General features: G+C 67.2%; 14 protein-coding genes. 3 read left to right on the forward strand and 11 right to left on the reverse strand.

Annotation, left to right across the window (positions count from 1 at the left end; all coding sequences use genetic code 11):
• The first annotated feature begins 43 nt into the window (after positions 1-43).
• Positions 44-1,375, forward strand: a complete 1,332-nt coding sequence (locus tag VF167_18065; protein HEX6927337.1) for a DUF4147 domain-containing protein — start codon at positions 44-46, stop codon at positions 1,373-1,375.
• On the opposite strand, the gene VF167_18070 is transcribed toward VF167_18065, so the two are convergent.
• The 9 genes from VF167_18070 to VF167_18110 form a co-directional block, all read right to left on the reverse strand.
• Positions 1,344-2,909: a CHASE3 domain-containing protein gene (locus VF167_18070; GenBank protein HEX6927338.1), complete on the reverse strand. Its 1,566-nt coding sequence runs from the start codon at positions 2,907-2,909 to the stop codon at positions 1,344-1,346. The genes VF167_18065 and VF167_18070 overlap by 32 nt on opposite strands.
• Before the next feature lie 142 nt (positions 2,910-3,051).
• A complete protein-coding gene (locus tag VF167_18075) occupies positions 3,052-3,885 on the reverse strand; it encodes an alpha/beta hydrolase (GenBank protein HEX6927339.1) in 834 nt (277 codons plus the stop codon).
• 115 nt (positions 3,886-4,000) lie between these two features.
• Positions 4,001-5,566, reverse strand: coding sequence for a glycerol-3-phosphate dehydrogenase/oxidase (locus VF167_18080; GenBank protein ID HEX6927340.1), 1,566 nt, complete (start codon positions 5,564-5,566; stop codon positions 4,001-4,003).
• A 50-nt stretch (positions 5,567-5,616) separates the two neighbouring features.
• Positions 5,617-5,991, reverse strand: coding sequence for a BlaI/MecI/CopY family transcriptional regulator (locus VF167_18085; GenBank protein ID HEX6927341.1), 375 nt, complete (start codon positions 5,989-5,991; stop codon positions 5,617-5,619).
• Between the two features lie 83 nt (positions 5,992-6,074).
• Positions 6,075-6,893, reverse strand: coding sequence for an SDR family oxidoreductase (locus VF167_18090; GenBank protein ID HEX6927342.1), 819 nt, complete (start codon positions 6,891-6,893; stop codon positions 6,075-6,077).
• Positions 6,890-7,630, reverse strand: a complete 741-nt coding sequence (locus VF167_18095) for a FadR/GntR family transcriptional regulator (GenBank protein HEX6927343.1) — start codon at positions 7,628-7,630, stop codon at positions 6,890-6,892. The genes VF167_18090 and VF167_18095 overlap by 4 nt, the downstream gene beginning before the upstream one ends.
• A gap of 141 nt (positions 7,631-7,771) precedes the next feature.
• Positions 7,772-8,422, reverse strand: coding sequence for a DUF1080 domain-containing protein (locus tag VF167_18100; protein HEX6927344.1), 651 nt, complete (start codon positions 8,420-8,422; stop codon positions 7,772-7,774).
• 30 nt (positions 8,423-8,452) lie between these two features.
• Positions 8,453-8,812 carry a hypothetical protein gene (locus VF167_18105; GenBank protein ID HEX6927345.1) on the reverse strand — a complete coding sequence of 120 codons (360 nt, stop codon included), beginning with the start codon at positions 8,810-8,812 and terminating at the stop codon, positions 8,453-8,455.
• A 42-nt stretch (positions 8,813-8,854) separates the two neighbouring features.
• Complete coding sequence (locus VF167_18110; GenBank protein ID HEX6927346.1) at positions 8,855-9,526, reverse strand: O-methyltransferase; 672 nt, start codon at positions 9,524-9,526, stop codon at positions 8,855-8,857.
• Positions 9,527-9,815: 289 nt separating this feature from the next.
• On the opposite strand from VF167_18110, the gene VF167_18115 reads away from it, so the two are divergent.
• Positions 9,816-10,223: a hypothetical protein gene (locus tag VF167_18115; protein ID HEX6927347.1), complete on the forward strand. Its 408-nt coding sequence runs from the start codon at positions 9,816-9,818 to the stop codon at positions 10,221-10,223.
• A gap of 293 nt (positions 10,224-10,516) precedes the next feature.
• On the opposite strand, the gene VF167_18120 is transcribed toward VF167_18115, so the two are convergent.
• Positions 10,517-11,290, reverse strand: coding sequence for a LytTR family DNA-binding domain-containing protein (locus VF167_18120; GenBank protein HEX6927348.1), 774 nt, complete (start codon positions 11,288-11,290; stop codon positions 10,517-10,519).
• On the reverse strand, positions 11,287-12,480 hold the full coding sequence (locus VF167_18125) for a sensor histidine kinase (GenBank protein HEX6927349.1): 1,194 nt from the start codon (positions 12,478-12,480) through the stop codon (positions 11,287-11,289). The genes VF167_18120 and VF167_18125 overlap by 4 nt, the downstream gene beginning before the upstream one ends.
• Before the next feature lie 219 nt (positions 12,481-12,699).
• On the opposite strand from VF167_18125, the gene VF167_18130 reads away from it, so the two are divergent.
• Entirely contained in the window at positions 12,700-15,219 is a 2,520-nt protein-coding gene (locus VF167_18130; protein HEX6927350.1) for a DUF87 domain-containing protein, read from the forward strand.
• Positions 15,220-15,373: the final 154 nt, after the last annotated feature.

Here is a 15,373-nt window from a genome sequence, read left to right on the forward strand (position 1 = left end):
TCGATTAGTGGATCAGACCTCATCTCCAGGCGTCGCGCAGAGGTTGCGCGCAGACGCTCTTCAGATCCTGCGCGCCGGAATCGCTGCCGCTGATCCGGCTGCGGCGGTGCGACACTCCCTGCAGCTCGACGACGCGGGAGTCAGAGTCGGCGGCGAGACGGTATCGCTTGCTGCCCAGGGCCGCCTGATCCTTCTGGGCGCCGGCAAGGCGGCGGCGGAAATGACGACAGCCGCCCTCCAGCTTCTGGGCGACCGGGTCTCCGCCGGCTCGATCATCGTGCCGCGCGGAGCCGGCGGGGTGGCCGCGAAGCTTCCCCCGTCTATCTCCGTGTGGGAGGGGGACCATCCCCTGCCCGGCGTGGGCGGAATGGCAGGGGCCGCCGAGGCGCTCGCTCTCGCCCGGGCGGCCGGACCGGACGATGTCGTCCTCTACCTGCTCTCTGGTGGCGCTTCCTCGCTCTCTGCCGCCCCCGCACCCGGCCTGACCCTCGACGACCTGCGCGGCGCAACGGCGGCGCTGCTGCGATCCGGCGCACCCATCGGGGCCGTCAATGCCGTCCGAAAGCACCTCTCCACCGTGGCCGGCGGGCAACTGGCCCTGGCTGCCGCACCCGCGCGCGTGCTCGCGCTGGCGGTTCGCGACGTGGTGGCGGTCGGCCACGACGCAATCGGTTCCGGTCCCACCCTGCCCGACCCGACGACGTTCGGCGATGCGCTCGACGTTGTGCGGCAGTTCGACGTGGACCTGCCAGAACGCGTTATTGAGCACCTTCGTGCCGGCGTCCAGGGACTTGTCGCCGAGACGCCCAAGCCGGGCGAGCTGTCGAACGAGGCGGGATTTCACGTGATCCTCTCAGTAGAGCACGCCCTTGCCGGAGCGGGAAAGGAGGCACGCCGACTGGGCTACGAGGTGATCACCGGGCCCGCCGACGTGCAAGGGGAGGCAAGGGAAGTGGCCGCCCGACTCGTTTCCGAGGCGGTGACCTTGCAGGCGCGAACTACTCAGCCGGCAGCGTTGCTGTGGGGAGGTGAGACGACGGTCACGGTAACCGGCGGGGGCCGCGGCGGACGGAACCAGGAGCTGGCGCTGGCCGCTGCGCTTGCACTCGAGGACAGGCCGGGCATCGTGATCGCCAGCCTGGGCACCGACGGACGGGACGGCCCGACCGACGCGGCCGGAGGGATGGCGGACGAGGGAACGATTGCCCGGGGGCGGGCGAAGGGACTCGACGCCGCCAGCTTCCTGGCGGAGAACGACTCGTATCCGTACCTGAAGGCCACCGGGGACCTGATCGTCACCGGCCAGAGCGGCACGAACGTGAACGATCTGATGATCGCGCTGGTCAGTCCCGGATCCGGGGGAGGGTCAGCGTGAAGGTCGACCCCTTGCCGAGCTCGCTGGCAGCGGTGAGGTCTCCGCCCATGCCCCGCGCGAGCTCCCGGCTGATCGCCAATCCCAATCCCGCTCCCCCCGCGCCATCCGAGCTCAGGTTCGGATTCACCTGAACGAAGGGATCAAAGATCGCTTCGATCTTCTCTTCGGGGATCCCCCTCCCGGTGTCGCTCACCCGCACGATCAAGGAATCCTCCGTACCGTCGCACTCGACCTCTATTCTGTCGCCGGGGGAAGAGAACTTCAGCGCGTTGGAGATGAGGTTGATCAGTATCTGCTGCAGGCGCTCACGATCGGCCCGCGCCCGCAGACCGGTGTCGGGGCGGCAGTCGGCGATCACCTCTCGATCCACTGCCTGCGGCATCAGCATGCTGAGGACCTCTTCCGCCACCGCCGGCACATCCACCTCGGCCAGCTTGTACTCGACCCGACCCGCCTCGACCTTCGCGTAATTCAGCAGGTCGTTGATGAGGCCGAGCAGGTGGCGCTGGGCGACCTGGACGCGTTGCAGGGCTTGATGCTGCTCTTCGGTGACCGGGCCGTGAATGCCCATGTCGAGGAGCTCCGCGTAGCCGCCAATTGCGTTCAGCGGGGTGCGGAGCTCGTGGCTCATCGTGGCGAGGAACTGGCTCTTGGCCTGGTTGGCCTCCTCCGCGAGCTGCCGCGCGACGTCTGCTTCCACGCTGACGCGGATCAGCTCCTGATTGGTCCGTTGGAGTGAGGCGTTGCTTGCCTCCAGCTGCGCGGCAGTCTCCTCGAGCTGCTTCTTCTGCTGCCGGAGGATCTCGGCCTGCTCTCCGAATCGCCGGTTCTGCTGCTGTAGGATGCGCGCCTGAGCCGCCTGGGTCTCCGCGGCGGCGCTGATCTGGCGGCTGATCAGGTAGGAGACGGCCGCTGCCAGCAGGGATCCGAGCACCAGAACCAGGATGGCGCGGCGTTGCTCGCTCGCGCCTGCCGCGGTGCGCTCGGCGAGGAGCTCCGCCTCCCCCCGCTGGATTTCCTCCACGATCGCGCGCACGCGGGTCATCAGCCCCTGGCCGCGGTCGGTGCGGACCTCTTCCACCGCCGCTTCCACCCCCAGGCTGTCCCGGATGTGCAGCGTGGAGGCGAGCTCCTCGAGCTTGGCCTCCGACCACCGTTCCAGCTCATCGAGCCGCCGTTGCTGGTCCGGCTGGTCGGCGGTCAGAACGCGCAGATGGCGAAGGTGCCGACGCACCTCCCCGGTGGCATCCAGTGATGGCTGAAGGTAGGCGGTATCGCCGGTGATCAGGTACCCGCGCTGACGGCTCTCCGCCGACACGAGGGCAACCAGCAGCCGGTCGACCTCGGTCATCACCTGGTTGCTGTGATTGACCGCCTGCGTCGTCGCCTCGCTGCGGGCGCGAAGGACCAGGAAGAGGACCGCGAGGATCAGCACCACCAGCGCCGGCACATAGGCGAGCCAGTGCGGTGGCAGGCGAACGCCTCGTGCGCTCGCGGCTGGAGGCAAATCTCCCGCGTCGAATGTCGAGGTCAAGTCTCAGAACGCCGCGATGGTCCGCAATTGCTCACCAGCAGGGGGAATACTTCGCCGGTTCTCACCGCAGGCGACGGTGCACGTACCATTCCCCGCAGGGCAGGTGTCGCCCCGAAATTTCCTGCGCACGGTCAGCGGCGATTCAACCGGGCGAGGTTGCACTCGGAAGGCCATCGGTGAGCAACTCGACCAGAGCATCCGGGTTGTCAACGTGGATCCAGTGTCCTCCCACCAGCTCATGAATGTGGGTGCGGCTGTGCGCAGCCTCGGCGGCCCGAATCCGCGCCACGTCTTCCGGGCCGAGCGCGCTCGATTCCGTGGCCCGAAGAACGTGTACCTCCACGTCGTCAGGCGGTGCCTCCACCACCTCCCAAACGTCGGTGCGGAAGTAATCGCGGAGCATCTCCTCCACCCCGTCCCAGTCAAGCCGCCAGCGGAGCTCGCCGTCGGCCCGCTCCAGATTCATCCCCAGCCAGCTCGCGAGCTCCGGAGGGTGTCCGTGCCGCCCGAGACCCTCGATCAGGGCCTCGCGTGAGGGGAAGCGATCGGGCAGCGAGCGCACCGCCTGCAGCACCTGCCAGGCGCTTCCCGAGGGCTCGCTCGCGTTCAGCGTCGAGTCCACCGCCCAGACCTGCCGCAGCCCCTCGCCGTGCCCACGAGCGTACTCCAGCGCGACCTTTCCGCCGAAGGAGTGGCCGAGGACGGCGGTCGCGGCGAGTCCCTCCACCGCCACCAGCTCAGCTATGTCCGCCGCGGCGGCGGCCACCGTGTGCGGAGGAGAGAATCCGGCGGTCGATTCCCCGTGCAGGCGCAGGTCTACCAGCAGGACCCCCCAATCAGGACGCTTCTGGACCAGTCGACGCGCGATCGTCCCCCAGTTCCGCCCGCTTCCGTAGATGCCGTGGAGCGCGAGCAGCCAGCTCGCCGCCCCACCCTGCGGCGGCGTAACCGCCGTATAGTTCAGTAGAGATGCCATCAATCGTCATTCAGATAATCCCGCCCTGAGCACGGTCCGCCCATCCGGCGACCCGCCGTCTCCGCGCCAGTTGCGCCGATCAGGGGGATGGGAAGAGATCACCAGTGATCTGCCGTCACGCGTTCAGCGTGTATCCCTTCGCGAGCGCCCGGTAGTCCTCCACCTGCGCCCGCTCCCAGGTCTCGTCGCGCCCCAGCTCGCGGGCGAGCAACCGCGCCACGGCGGGCGCCGCCTCCATGCTGGCGCGAGCATCCAACAACAACAACCGGCTCCGGCGGGCGAGAAAATCCTCGACCGTTCTCGCCATCTCGTGGCGCGCAGCCCAGACGACCTCTCCGGCGGTCACCTCGTGTTGCGGGTGCAGCTTCTCCGCGAGCGCCGGCTCCTCTCGCAGCAGCGCCTGGATTGCCGGCGCATCCGAGCCATACTCGCGTAGCGGCCCGAACTGCTCGGCGTTGCGGTGATATCCGTGAATGTGCAGATCGCTGGTGACGCATTCGCGCTCTTCCAAGCCGGCGACCAGAGCCGCCTGGTCGACCGTATCCTCGGCCATCTTCCGATAGGTCGTCCACTTCCCGCCGGCGATCGTCACCAGCCCGGTGGCCGAGATGTGCAGTGTATGATCCCTCGCGAGGGCGGCGGTGCCGTTCGCCGCACCGCCGTCGTTCACCAGCGGACGCAGCCCCGCGAAGGTACTGAGGACGTCCTCGGGACCCGGATCGCGAGTCAGGTATCGCCCGGCGTGCTCCAGAAGGAATTCGAGCTCCGCTGCCATGGGCCGAGGCTCGAGGGGGGTGTCGGACACCGGTGTGTCGGTGGTGCCAACGACCACCCTGCCCAACCACGGGATGGCGAAGAGTACCCGGCCATCGTCGGTTTTCGGCACCATGATCGCCGAGTCTCCCGGGAGGTACTCACGATCGAGCACGATGTGCACGCCCTGGCTCGGGGCGATCATCGGTGGCGCCTGTGGATCATCCATGCGACGCAGCGCGTCCGCGAATACGCCGGTGGCGTTGACCACTACGCGGCCCCGGACCTCGTACTCCTCGCCGCTCTCCACATCGCGCGCTCGAACCCCGACCACCTCGCCGGCGTGCTTGAGCAGGTCGACCACCTGCATGTAGTTCAGCACCACGGCGCCCTGCTCGGCCGCGGTGCGGGCCATGGCTATGGCGAGGCGGGCGTCATCGAACTGGCCGTCGTAGTAGATGACTCCGCCGATGAGCCCGTTGGGCTCGATGGTGGGGAGGAGCTCGAGCGTGCGCTCCTTGGAAATCACGCGCGAGCGTCCGAAGCCCTGCCGTCCTGCGAGCAGGTCGTACATCTTGAGACCGATGCCGTAGAACGGTCCTTCCCACCAGTCGTAGGTAGGAACGACGAAGGGGAGGTTGCGGACGAGATGAGGCGCGTTGGCGAGGAGCAGCCCTCGCTCCTTCAGCGCCTCGAGGACGAGGGAGACGTTCCCCTGCCGCAGGTAGCGAACACCACCGTGCACGAGCTTCGTGCTCCGGCTGGAAGTCGCTTTGGCGAAATCGCTCTGCTCGAGCAGCAGGGTCCGGTAGCCGCGGGAAGCGGCATCGATCGCGACGCCGAGCCCGGTTGCGCCCCCTCCAACGATGATGAAATCCCAATCTTCAGGGGAGGCACGAAGCGCCCCCAGCATTACATCACGGTGCATGCGGTCTCTCGCTAGCGGTGCGGCGGAGCAGCCAGAGGCGTCGCGGGGCGCTACTTCTCGGCCTCCTTCAGGCGCTCGTCGAGCAACTCGCGCATGCGCCGGAGGTCCGCCCGGGTGAGTTGCCGGTCCGATACCAACTGCGTCAGGAGCAGCTCGGGCGATCCGCGAAAGACCTTGCGAGTGAGGCGCCGTAGCGCACTCTCGCCAGCCTCCGACCGCTGGACCCGCGCAAAGTACCGGTGCGCTCTCCCCTCCTCCTGGTGCCCCACGTGCCCCTTCTCCTCCAGCACACGCAGGACGGTCAGAACGGTCGTGTAGGCCAGCCTGTCCGGCAGCGCGGCGCGCACCTCGGCCACCGTCGAGGGGCCGCGCTCCCACAACACCGCCATGATGTCCAGCTCGCGTTCCGTAAAGATGATGTCCATGCAGAGATGATACCCTCCAGCGGCTACGTCGACAACTACTAATTTAGTAAGCCGACCTACAGCCTTGCACCGAGGGCTGGCTTCTACACGCCGCTGAACGCGCTGAACCCGCCGTCTACCGGGATGATGGCCCCGGTGACGAACGAGGCGGCGTCGCTGCAGAGCCATTGGATCGCACCGTTCAGCTCCTCGGGATCTCCGAACCGTCCCATGGGAGTCTTCGCGATCACCGCCTGCGCCCGCTCCGTGTAGCTGCCGTCCGGATTCACCAGCACAGCCCGGTTCTGCTTGGAGATGAAGAACCCGGGCGCGACCGCGTTCACCCGGATCTCCGGGCCGCACTGCCGCGCCACGTCCGCGGCCAGCCAGCGGGTGAAGTTGTCGATCGCAGCTTTGGCGACCGAGTAGCCCATCACGCCACTCAGCGCCTGCGTCGCGGCCATCGACGAGATGTTCACGATCGACCCCTTCCCCTGCTCCGCCATCACCTCGCCGAAGACCAGGGAGGGGATGATGGTCCCGTGGAGGTTGAGTCGCACCACCTCGTCGAGCGCATCGAGAGGCAGACCGAAAACCGGTACGTTGTCGGTCCGGGCCCGAGCGATGTTGCCTCCGGCGGCGTTGATGAGGATATCGATCCGATCCCACCGTTCGAGCAGCTCATCGCGCGCCGCGCGGAGCTGCGCCTCGTCCAGCACGTCGGCGGAAATGCCTACCGCATCGATGCCGCTCTCGCGAAGCTCCGCAGCCGCCGTTTGGGCCAGGTCCCGCTGCCGGCCCAGGATCGCGATGCGCGCTCCGGCCCGGCCAAGGCCGCGTGCAATGCTCCCTCCCAGCACTCCGTAGCCCCCCGTGACGATGGCCACGCGGTCGGTGAGATCGAAGTTCGCCCCGCCGCTCACGCACCCACCTCAGCGCTCGACGCACCGCCTTCCGCCCCCGGCGTCCATCGCGCCAGCACATCCCGAACGCCTTGCAGGTGGGCCCGCATCCTGTCCACCGCCAGCGCCTCGTCGCGGGCCTCGATGGCTTCCAGGATGCCGACGTGCTCGGCGTAGTCCTGCTGCCAGAAGCCATAGATGTCCAGAATCGCCCGCTGCTCGTCCTGAAAGAGATCGGAAAGCACCGTCAGGATCTGCCTCAGCACGGTGTTTCCTGAGGCAATAGCGATCTGCTGATGAAAGCTGAGGTTGGTGGGCGTTAGGACCTCGGGGTTCGAGAGGTTCGCATGGGCCTGCGCCAGCAGGCGTCGCATCTCTTCGAGATGCTCCTCTTGAGCGTGACGGGCTGCCAGGGCCACCGTCTTCAGCTCGACCGGGATCCGTGCGTCCACGAGGTCGATCAGCAGCTTCTTGGACACTTTGCCCGTGTAGATCGGATTCGTCACGACGAGAGCATCCTGATTCTTCCCCACGTAGACCCCGGAGCCGTGCCGGATGTCGACTGTCCCGACCGTCTGGAGCTTCTTCAACGCCTCGCGCAGGGTGGCATGTCCGACGCCGAACCGGCGGGCCATCTCGTTGATGGGGGGAAGGCGATCCCCTTCGCCATACCCTCCCTCGACAATCAGCAGCTTGATGCGCTGAGCGAGGCCATCGGAGAGACTCTGCCGGGGAAGGGGTTCGTAGGCATTCAGCATGCTGGAGGCTTGGCTCAGAAGGAAGGGACGGTCATGAAATGCCGGGTGGGGATGGGTTTACGGTAGCTTTGCCCGCACTGCGCGTCAACGCAGGCAGTGCGGGCGGTTTTCGCTCGAAAGGGCTGCCGCCTGAACGGTGCGTCAGTCCGGCAGCGGACGGATCATGATGTTCCGGTAGTGCACCCGGCTGTTCGGATCGTGGGCCTGAATCGCGACCGTGCCGCTGGAGAGGACCCGTCCCGACATGTCGTCGCGCTCGACGTTCTCCGGCTCGGTGTAGTCGACCACTTCCTCTCCGTTGACCAGCACGCGTACGCGCTTCCCCTGCACGATCACGTGCTGGGTGAACCACTCTCCGTCACGCGCCGGCGAGACGTTCATCACGTCCTCGACCGCGTAGAGGCTTCCGGTTCGACGCGGATCGGAGTGGCTGTTGTTGACCTGGACCTCGTAACCTTTGGATGGCCAGCCTGACTCCTGGAACTCGGTGTGGAAATACATCCCCGAGTTAGCCTGTGGGTAGGTGAGGATGTCCGCCTTCCACTCGAAGTTGCGGAAATTGTGGTTCTCGACCGGGCCCACGTAGAAGAGGTGCGCGCGAGGCCCCTGCACCACGAGCACTCCGTCCTCCACACGGAAGCTGGACGGGTTCTCACTGGCCCGCCACCCATCCAGGGTCTTTCCGTCGAAGATCGAGATCCATCCCTCGTCCTCCTCCTGGGCCTGGGCTTGAACACTTGCGCATCCCAGCGCAAGCAGCACGGCGGCTCCCACGGCAGGTAGATGTCGCATCTGCATCTTCCTCGTTCCCCGGGTGAAAGGTTACTCCTCGGGCTCGAGCGGGCGGAGAACGCCATTGAGCGCATCGGTACGCTGCCGCACCTCCGCCAGCTTGGTCTTGACGTTCCCCACCGTTGCCTCCACGTCCACCAGAAGGTCCCGTGACACGTACGCGGACAGGTCGATCACCTCTGCCTCCACGTCACCGACGTAGGCTTCCAGTTCGCTGACCGCGGCGGCGAGGCCTTCTGCCTGCTGCTCCGAATCGGCGACCTGGGTCTCCAGCTCCACCAGCCGCTCCTGCATGAACATCATCTGCTCTTCGAGCTGCTGGCGGGCGTTGTCCTGGCAGCCGAGCACCGCCAGCGCCAGCAGCAGAGCCAGCGCACCGATTCGCTTCATCGAGACCTCGTCGAGTGGAAACGTACCGTGGAAGCGACGATATCAGATGGAGAGCACGCGGGCCAGAGCAAAGCCGTCGTAGCCCTTCATGCCGACGGTTTGGATCACGGTTGCCTCGAGACGCGGATCTTCGCCGAGGCGCTCGTGCAGCCGGCGCGTGGCTTGGATTGCGGGGTCCTCACTACGCGCATCGATGATGGCACCGCTACGCACGACATTGTCGACGATGATGAGACTGCCTGGGCGCGAGAGCTTCAGCGCCCACTCCAGGTACTCCGGATTGGACGATTTGTCGGCGTCGATGAAGATCAGGTCGAACGGGGCGAGTCCTTCCTCCGCGATCGTGGCGAGCGAATCCAGTGCCCTCCCCACCCGTACCTCCACCTGCTCCGTCAAACCAGCGTGCTCGAGGTTGGCGCGGGCAACCTCGGCGTGACGAGGCTCCAGCTCCAGAGTGATCAACCGTCCCTCCGGAGGGAGCGCCCGCGCGAGCCAGATCGTGCTGTATCCACCGAGCGTCCCGATCTCGAGGATCCTGCGCGCTCCCTGCAGCCTGGCGAGCAACATCAGCAGCTTGCCCTGGAGGGGAGAAACCTGGATGGCGGGTAGCTCAGCCGCGCGGCTCCTCTCCAGCGCGTCCTCGAGGATCGGGTCGTCGCCCACGAGGTGCCCGACGAGGTACCCGTCCACGGCGGTCCAGATCTCGTCCGTCATCCCACCCCCTCGTTGATTTCAGGTTTCGTGATACCGGCATGATCGTGCCCGTTCGGCCTTGCTGCAAGACGCAATAGACCTCGCCGATCCCCGAAGCTTCCTGCTTCGTCCCAGTTGCCGCTCAGCCCGTCCCCGGCGGCTTTGATCGGGGACATCGTGACCTAGCTTGATCAGCGAACCGGCACCTTCGTGCGGGCTAGCAACCTTCGCCAAGGTCGCGGAATCAATCCTCGGTGTCGGAGACCTCACGGCCCGTAGTCCCGCACAGTATTCCTCCCAGGAGGTAACCTTGAAGCACCCCGCCCACCTCGCCGCCGCCTTACTGGTCGTCACTCTCGCGTGCGCGTCGGCACCCACCGCCTTTGCCTCCGTCCAGCGGCCCACCGGCCCGCGTGATGTGGTCACCCACTCGGAGCTCGTCGCCAGCGGGCGGGCGAACCTCCTCGACTACGTCCGACTGCACCGGCCCTCGTGGCTGCGCACCCGCGCGGTCACGGGCGAGGTGGTGGTGTACCTGGATGGGATCCGGATGGGTGGACCCGAGGCCTTGCAGGAGATCCGTCCGGAGATGGTCGCCGAGGTGCGTCACCTCGATGCGCGGGAGGCCACCACGCGCTGGGGTACCGGACACACCGAAGGAGCGATCCTGGTGGTAACCGGCCGGACGAGCCGGTCCGAGGCCTCCGCGGACGCATAGCCGCCCACCTGACCACGGAGCCTCTGCTCCCGCGGGACCGACCGCGGATCTGCGGTAGATCCTGGATCCGGCGCCGGCATCCTCCGCTGGGCTCGAGCTGGGTGCAATCCTCGAACACGGGTGAGGAGTCCACCGGGTATCGCTAGTGGATGTCGCGCGCCGATCCAGGCCGGCAAAGTGCCTCAACGCGCTCGAACGACAGCTCTTCCGTTGGCCGTGCCGACAGGCACAAGCGCGGGCTGCGGCTTTTTTGAGAGGTCCGGCCGGGCGCCGGCGTGCCTGAGACCAACCGGTCACGCGGAGCGATCGATCCACTCCTGGATCCGATGCCGATAGCCTCCGCTGGACTCCAGCTTGGTGCCGTCCTCCAACACCAGCACGAAGGCTCGATTGGAGAGGCTCTGGATCTCGCGCACCCGATCCAGATTGACGATCGTCGAGCGATGAATGCGGAGGAACCGACGCGGATCCAACTTCCGCTCGAGCGCCGACATCGTCTCGCGAATGAGGTGCGATTGTTTGCCCGCGTGCAGCGCCGCGTAGTTGCCTTCCGCTCCGATCCAATCCACCGATGAGACGCGGACGAAGATCAGCCGGTGGCCTACCCGCACGGCGAACCGGTCCGGGTACCCCGACCCGGAGCGCGCCGCCAGCGTGCGCAAGAGGGCCTGCAGGTCGGGGATCTCGCCGTTGTCGCGCCGGTGATCCACCTGCGCTCTCGCTCGCTGGATCATCGCACGGAATCGCTCCGGTGCGACCGGCTTCAGCAGGTAGTCCACTGCGTGCGCGTCGAAGGCGCGCAGAGCGAACTCGTCGTGGGCGGTGACGAAGACCACCACCGGCAGCTCCTCGGGTCCGATCGCTTCGACCACGTCGAACCCCGTCATCCCGGGCATCTGTACGTCGAGCAGCACCACGTCCGGTCGCTCCGCCAGAATCGCCTGCGCCGCCTCCTCTCCGTCGTCGCAGGCAGCAACCACTTCCACCTCCTCCTCGGCCGCCAGCAGGTCGGCCAGCCGCTGCCGCGCCAGCGGCTCATCGTCGGCGTAGAGAACTCGCAGCTTCATGCGCCCACCGAGGCTGTCGTGTACAGGTCCGCCGGGCGATACGGGAGCTGCAGCTCCACCAGCGTTCCGCCCTCGGCGCGGGGCTCGATCCGTAGCGACGCCGTGCCTCCGTAGAGCTGTTCCAGGCGGGCACGGATGTTCGCCAGGCCGACGCCGTTGCTTGCCGTGCGATCCGATGGTCCGGGTCCGACGCCGTTGTCACGCACGCGGATCACCAGGGTCTCGCCCTGCAGGGAGCTGCCGATGCAGATCCAACCAGGTCCCCGCAGCGGGGCGATGCCGTGACGGATCGCGTTCTCGATCAGCGGTTGCAACACGAGGTGCGGGACTCGGGCGTCCAGCGTTTCCGGATCACTCTGGATCTCGATCGTCAAGCGCTCCCCGAAGCGGGTCTGTTCTATCTCCAGATACGGGCCGAGCAGCTCCAACTCCTCCTGGAGGGTCACCTCCTGGTGTTGGCGGTGTGCGAGCGTGGTGCGCAGCAGGTCTCCGAGGCAGGAGATCATGCGGTCGGCTCGTGCGGGCTCGTGATGAACAAGGGTGGAGATCGCGTTGAGCGTGTTGAACAGGAAGTGCGGCTGGATCTGGCTCTTGAGGGCCTGGAGCTGGGCTTCCACCAGCCGCGTCTCCAGGGCGGAGGCCGCCAGGGCCAGCCGCGAGGCCTCCAGCGCCAACTGCGATGCCCTCAGCTCCCGGTCCCGATAGCGACGGTAGAACTCGATCGCGTAACCCACCCCGACCAGTGAGAAGTGGAAGAGCAGGTTGAACGGAAGGATGTGGAGGAAGACCGACGGCTCAGGCAGAGAAGGGATCCAGCCAAGCAAGTAGGCGGCGCCATTGGCGCCCCAGAAGCGGCTGAGCAGAACTCCCAGGCCCGTCACTACGTGCAGCGCAACCGCCCGCCCCCAACTCCCGCGACCGATGGCAATCCTGCGCGCCAGCCACAGCGCCGCCAATGCCACCAGCGACCACGAATACATGTCGAGGATGGCGATGGGCAGCGCCTCGCCCCAGGTGGAAGGGCCCGCGCTCTCGCGATAGAAGAGGACCCGCGGCGCCGCCAGCAGGATGCCGAAAGTGGTCCAGAAGGCCCAGAAGGCGACCCACCAGATCCGGCGTCGAGCCCGCGGATCCAGCGGGGGCAGGGGAGCCGAGCCGTCGGCGCCCGGCGTAGGCTGCAACATGCTCATCGATCAGGCGCCGTGTGCGCTCGGAAGGTGCTACCGCAGTGGCCGAAGTATAATGCCAGCTCCCCCCGAAACCATGTTTTCGAGGGATCGGCCTGCGCTCTTTTGGGCCGAATACTGCAATCCGGTGGACGAACGATTGCAGGCGGCTTGCTGGTCGTGATGCGCTTCGACTACCTTCGCGGGTAACCTCCCGCCCCCCTCCATCCGCCGCTCGCACGCATGACACCGGAATACGAGAAACTGGGAGCGTTCTACCTGGGCCGCGAGATCGACGCCGCCACGGGCAAAGAATCGGACGACATTCTCCTTTACAACTCCCGCGACCTGACCACTCACGGGGTGATCATCGGGATGACGGGAAGCGGCAAGACGGGTCTGGGGATCTCCCTGCTCGAAGAAGCAGCCATGGACCGGATCCCGGTCATCGCGATCGATCCCAAGGGAGACCTCGCAAACCTCCTGCTCACCTTCCCCGATCTCTCTCCCGAGGACTTCCTCCCCTGGGTGAATCGCGACGCCGCGCGCCAGGCCCAGCTCAGCCCCGAGGCCTTCGCCGCGCAGGAGGCGGAAAAGTGGCGCGGTGGGCTGGCGGACTGGCACCAGGACGGCGAGCGCATCCGTGCCCTGCGCGAACACGCCGAGTTTGCCGTCTATACACCGGGGAGCTCCGCTGCCCGACAGGTCTCGCTGCTCAGCTCGTTCGAGGCACCCGCTCCCGCCCTGCTGCAGGATGCGGATGGCTTCCGCGAGCGTCTGCAGAGCACCGTGACCGGTCTGTTGGGGTTGCTGGGAATCGACGCCGATCCCATACGCAGCCGCGAGCATATCCTCCTCTCGGCCATCCTCGATGAGGCCTGGCGCCGCGGTGCTGGGATGGATCTCGGGGAGCTGATCGCCGCGATCCAGAATCCCCCTATCACCCGGCTGGGGGTGATGGAGCTGGAGAGCGTCTACCCCTCGAAGGACCGGTTCGAGCTGGCCATGCTGCTCAATGGCCTGCTGGCCTCGCCGGGGTTCCAGAGCTGGCTCGAGGGGGAGCCGCTCGACATCCCCTCGCTGCTGTACAGCCCTGCTGGGAAGCCGCGGGTGACGATCTTCTCCATCGCCCACCTCGGCGATGCCGAGCGGATGTTCTTCGTCACCCTTCTCCTGTCGACCGTGACGGCGTGGATGCGCACGCAGCCGGGCACGGACAGCCTGCGGGCGCTCGTCTATATGGACGAGATCTTCGGCTTCCTCCCTCCGGTAGCGAACCCGCCCTCCAAGGCGCCGATGCTCACCCTGCTGAAGCAGGCCCGAGCTTTCGGCGTGGGATTGGTGCTCGCGACGCAGAATCCGGTGGATCTCGACTACAAGGCGCTGGGCAACGCCGGCACCTGGTTCATCGGGCGGCTGCAGACCGAGCGCGATAAGCAGCGGGTGCTGGAGGCGCTGGATGGGGCGATGGCCGGCTCGGCACCGATGGACCACGCGGAGCTGGACCGCCTGGTCTCGGGGCTGGGCAAGCGTGTGTTCCTGCTGCACAACGTCCATCGGGGGGCGCCACGGCTCTTCACCACCCGCTGGGCCATGTCCTACCTGGCCGGCCCGATGACGCTCAACCAGCTGCGCCTCTTCGGCCCCGCGGCGTCCGCTCCGGCCACCTCGGGTGCCGGCCCGGGTGCTGATCCACATCCGTCGGACAGCACACGGGCAGCAGCCGACAGTGTCGGCAACACCCCGACAGCGGCGGCTCGGCCTGCCAGCAACGGTCCGACGGCGGCTGCTGCCGGTGCCATCGGCTCAGGCGCCGTGCGAAGCGCTGGGGGCGCGGCGCGGCCGATCCTCCCGCCGGAGATCACTCAGCTGTTCGCCCCGATGGACGGGTCGGCTGAGCAGACCGAGTATTACCCCGCCGTGCTGGCGGCGATGGAGGTACGCTATTCGTCGGCAAAGCACGGCGTCGATGAATCTCGGCAGGTGCAGGTCGTGGTGCCTCTTGAAGACGGGGTGATCCCCTTCTCGACGGAGCGGGCCGAGCAGACGGAGCTCTCCCTGGAGCAGCTCTCGGCCGAACCCGTGAGCGGAGCGACCTTCGCTCCCCTGCCGGCCGAGGCCGCGCAGCCACGCAGCTACCCCCGGTGGGGCAAGGAGCTGGTGCGCTGGGCGCGGGGCGCGATGCCCCTCACCCTGCTCGAATCCAATAAGCACCGGGTCTGCTCCCGTCCGGACGAGAGTGAGCGCGATTTCAGGATGCGGCTGGCCGACCTGGGTCGCCAGGCCCGGGACCGCGAGGCCGAGCGTCTGCGCGAGAAGTTCGAAGGGCGCTTCCGCACCCTCGAGGACCGCCTTCGGCGGGCGGAGCAAGCGGTGGAGAAGCGGGAAGCCCGTTCGCAGGAGGCGATACTGAGTACGGGTCTGGCGGCGCTCGGGGCGATCGCCGGCGCCCTGACGGGCGGAAGGAGGAAGCGGGGTGGAGGACTCCTGGGAGCGTTCCTGGGAAGCGGTCGAGGACGCGCGGGGACGGCCGTGCGCGGCGTCGCCCGCACCGCGCGCAGCCGTCAGGAGATCGAGCACGCGGAGGAGACGGTGGAAGCCATACAGGCGCAGATCGCCGAGCTCGAGCGCGAGTTTGAGGAAGAGCTTCAACGCCTCGAGACGGCTGCCGACTCCGAGGAGCAGCTCGAGACCGTGACCCTTCGCCCCGCCCTCAGCGCGATCTCGCTGCGGACAGTGGCGCTGCTGTGGAGGCCCACGTAGGGCCGAACTTCGCCTGGAATTCCTGTGCGGGCGACTTGAGGGTGCCACAAGGTCGTCGAGGATCCCCCACTGGCTGGGTACCCGACTGTGGGGGCGCCCGCACGCCGACACTGCTAATCGCCGCGTCCGGAACCCTCAGGATTCTCGTGCGGGC

Source organism: Longimicrobiaceae bacterium (assembly GCA_036375715.1).
Taxonomy (GTDB): domain Bacteria; phylum Gemmatimonadota; class Gemmatimonadetes; order Longimicrobiales; family Longimicrobiaceae; genus DASVBS01.

Bases quoted from the DNA above. Each gene is read 5' to 3' on its own strand.
- VF167_18075 (HEX6927339.1), bottom strand. From the start codon at position 3,885: ATGGCATCTCTACTGAACTATACGGCGGTTACGCCGCCGCAGGGTGGG.
- VF167_18080 (HEX6927340.1), bottom strand. From the start codon at position 5,566: ATGCACCGTGATGTAATGCTGGGGGCGCTTCGTGCCTCCCCTGAAGAT.
- VF167_18085 (HEX6927341.1), bottom strand. From the start codon at position 5,991: ATGGACATCATCTTTACGGAACGCGAGCTGGACATCATGGCGGTGTTG.
- VF167_18095 (HEX6927343.1), bottom strand. From the start codon at position 7,630: ATGCTGAATGCCTACGAACCCCTTCCCCGGCAGAGTCTCTCCGATGGC.
- VF167_18100 (HEX6927344.1), bottom strand. From the start codon at position 8,422: ATGCGACATCTACCTGCCGTGGGAGCCGCCGTGCTGCTTGCGCTGGGA.
- VF167_18105 (HEX6927345.1), bottom strand. From the start codon at position 8,812: ATGAAGCGAATCGGTGCGCTGGCTCTGCTGCTGGCGCTGGCGGTGCTC.
- VF167_18110 (HEX6927346.1), bottom strand. From the start codon at position 9,526: ATGACGGACGAGATCTGGACCGCCGTGGACGGGTACCTCGTCGGGCAC.
- VF167_18120 (HEX6927348.1), bottom strand. From the start codon at position 11,290: ATGAAGCTGCGAGTTCTCTACGCCGACGATGAGCCGCTGGCGCGGCAG.
- VF167_18125 (HEX6927349.1), bottom strand. From the start codon at position 12,480: ATGAGCATGTTGCAGCCTACGCCGGGCGCCGACGGCTCGGCTCCCCTG.
- VF167_18130 (HEX6927350.1), top strand. From the start codon at position 12,700: ATGACACCGGAATACGAGAAACTGGGAGCGTTCTACCTGGGCCGCGAG.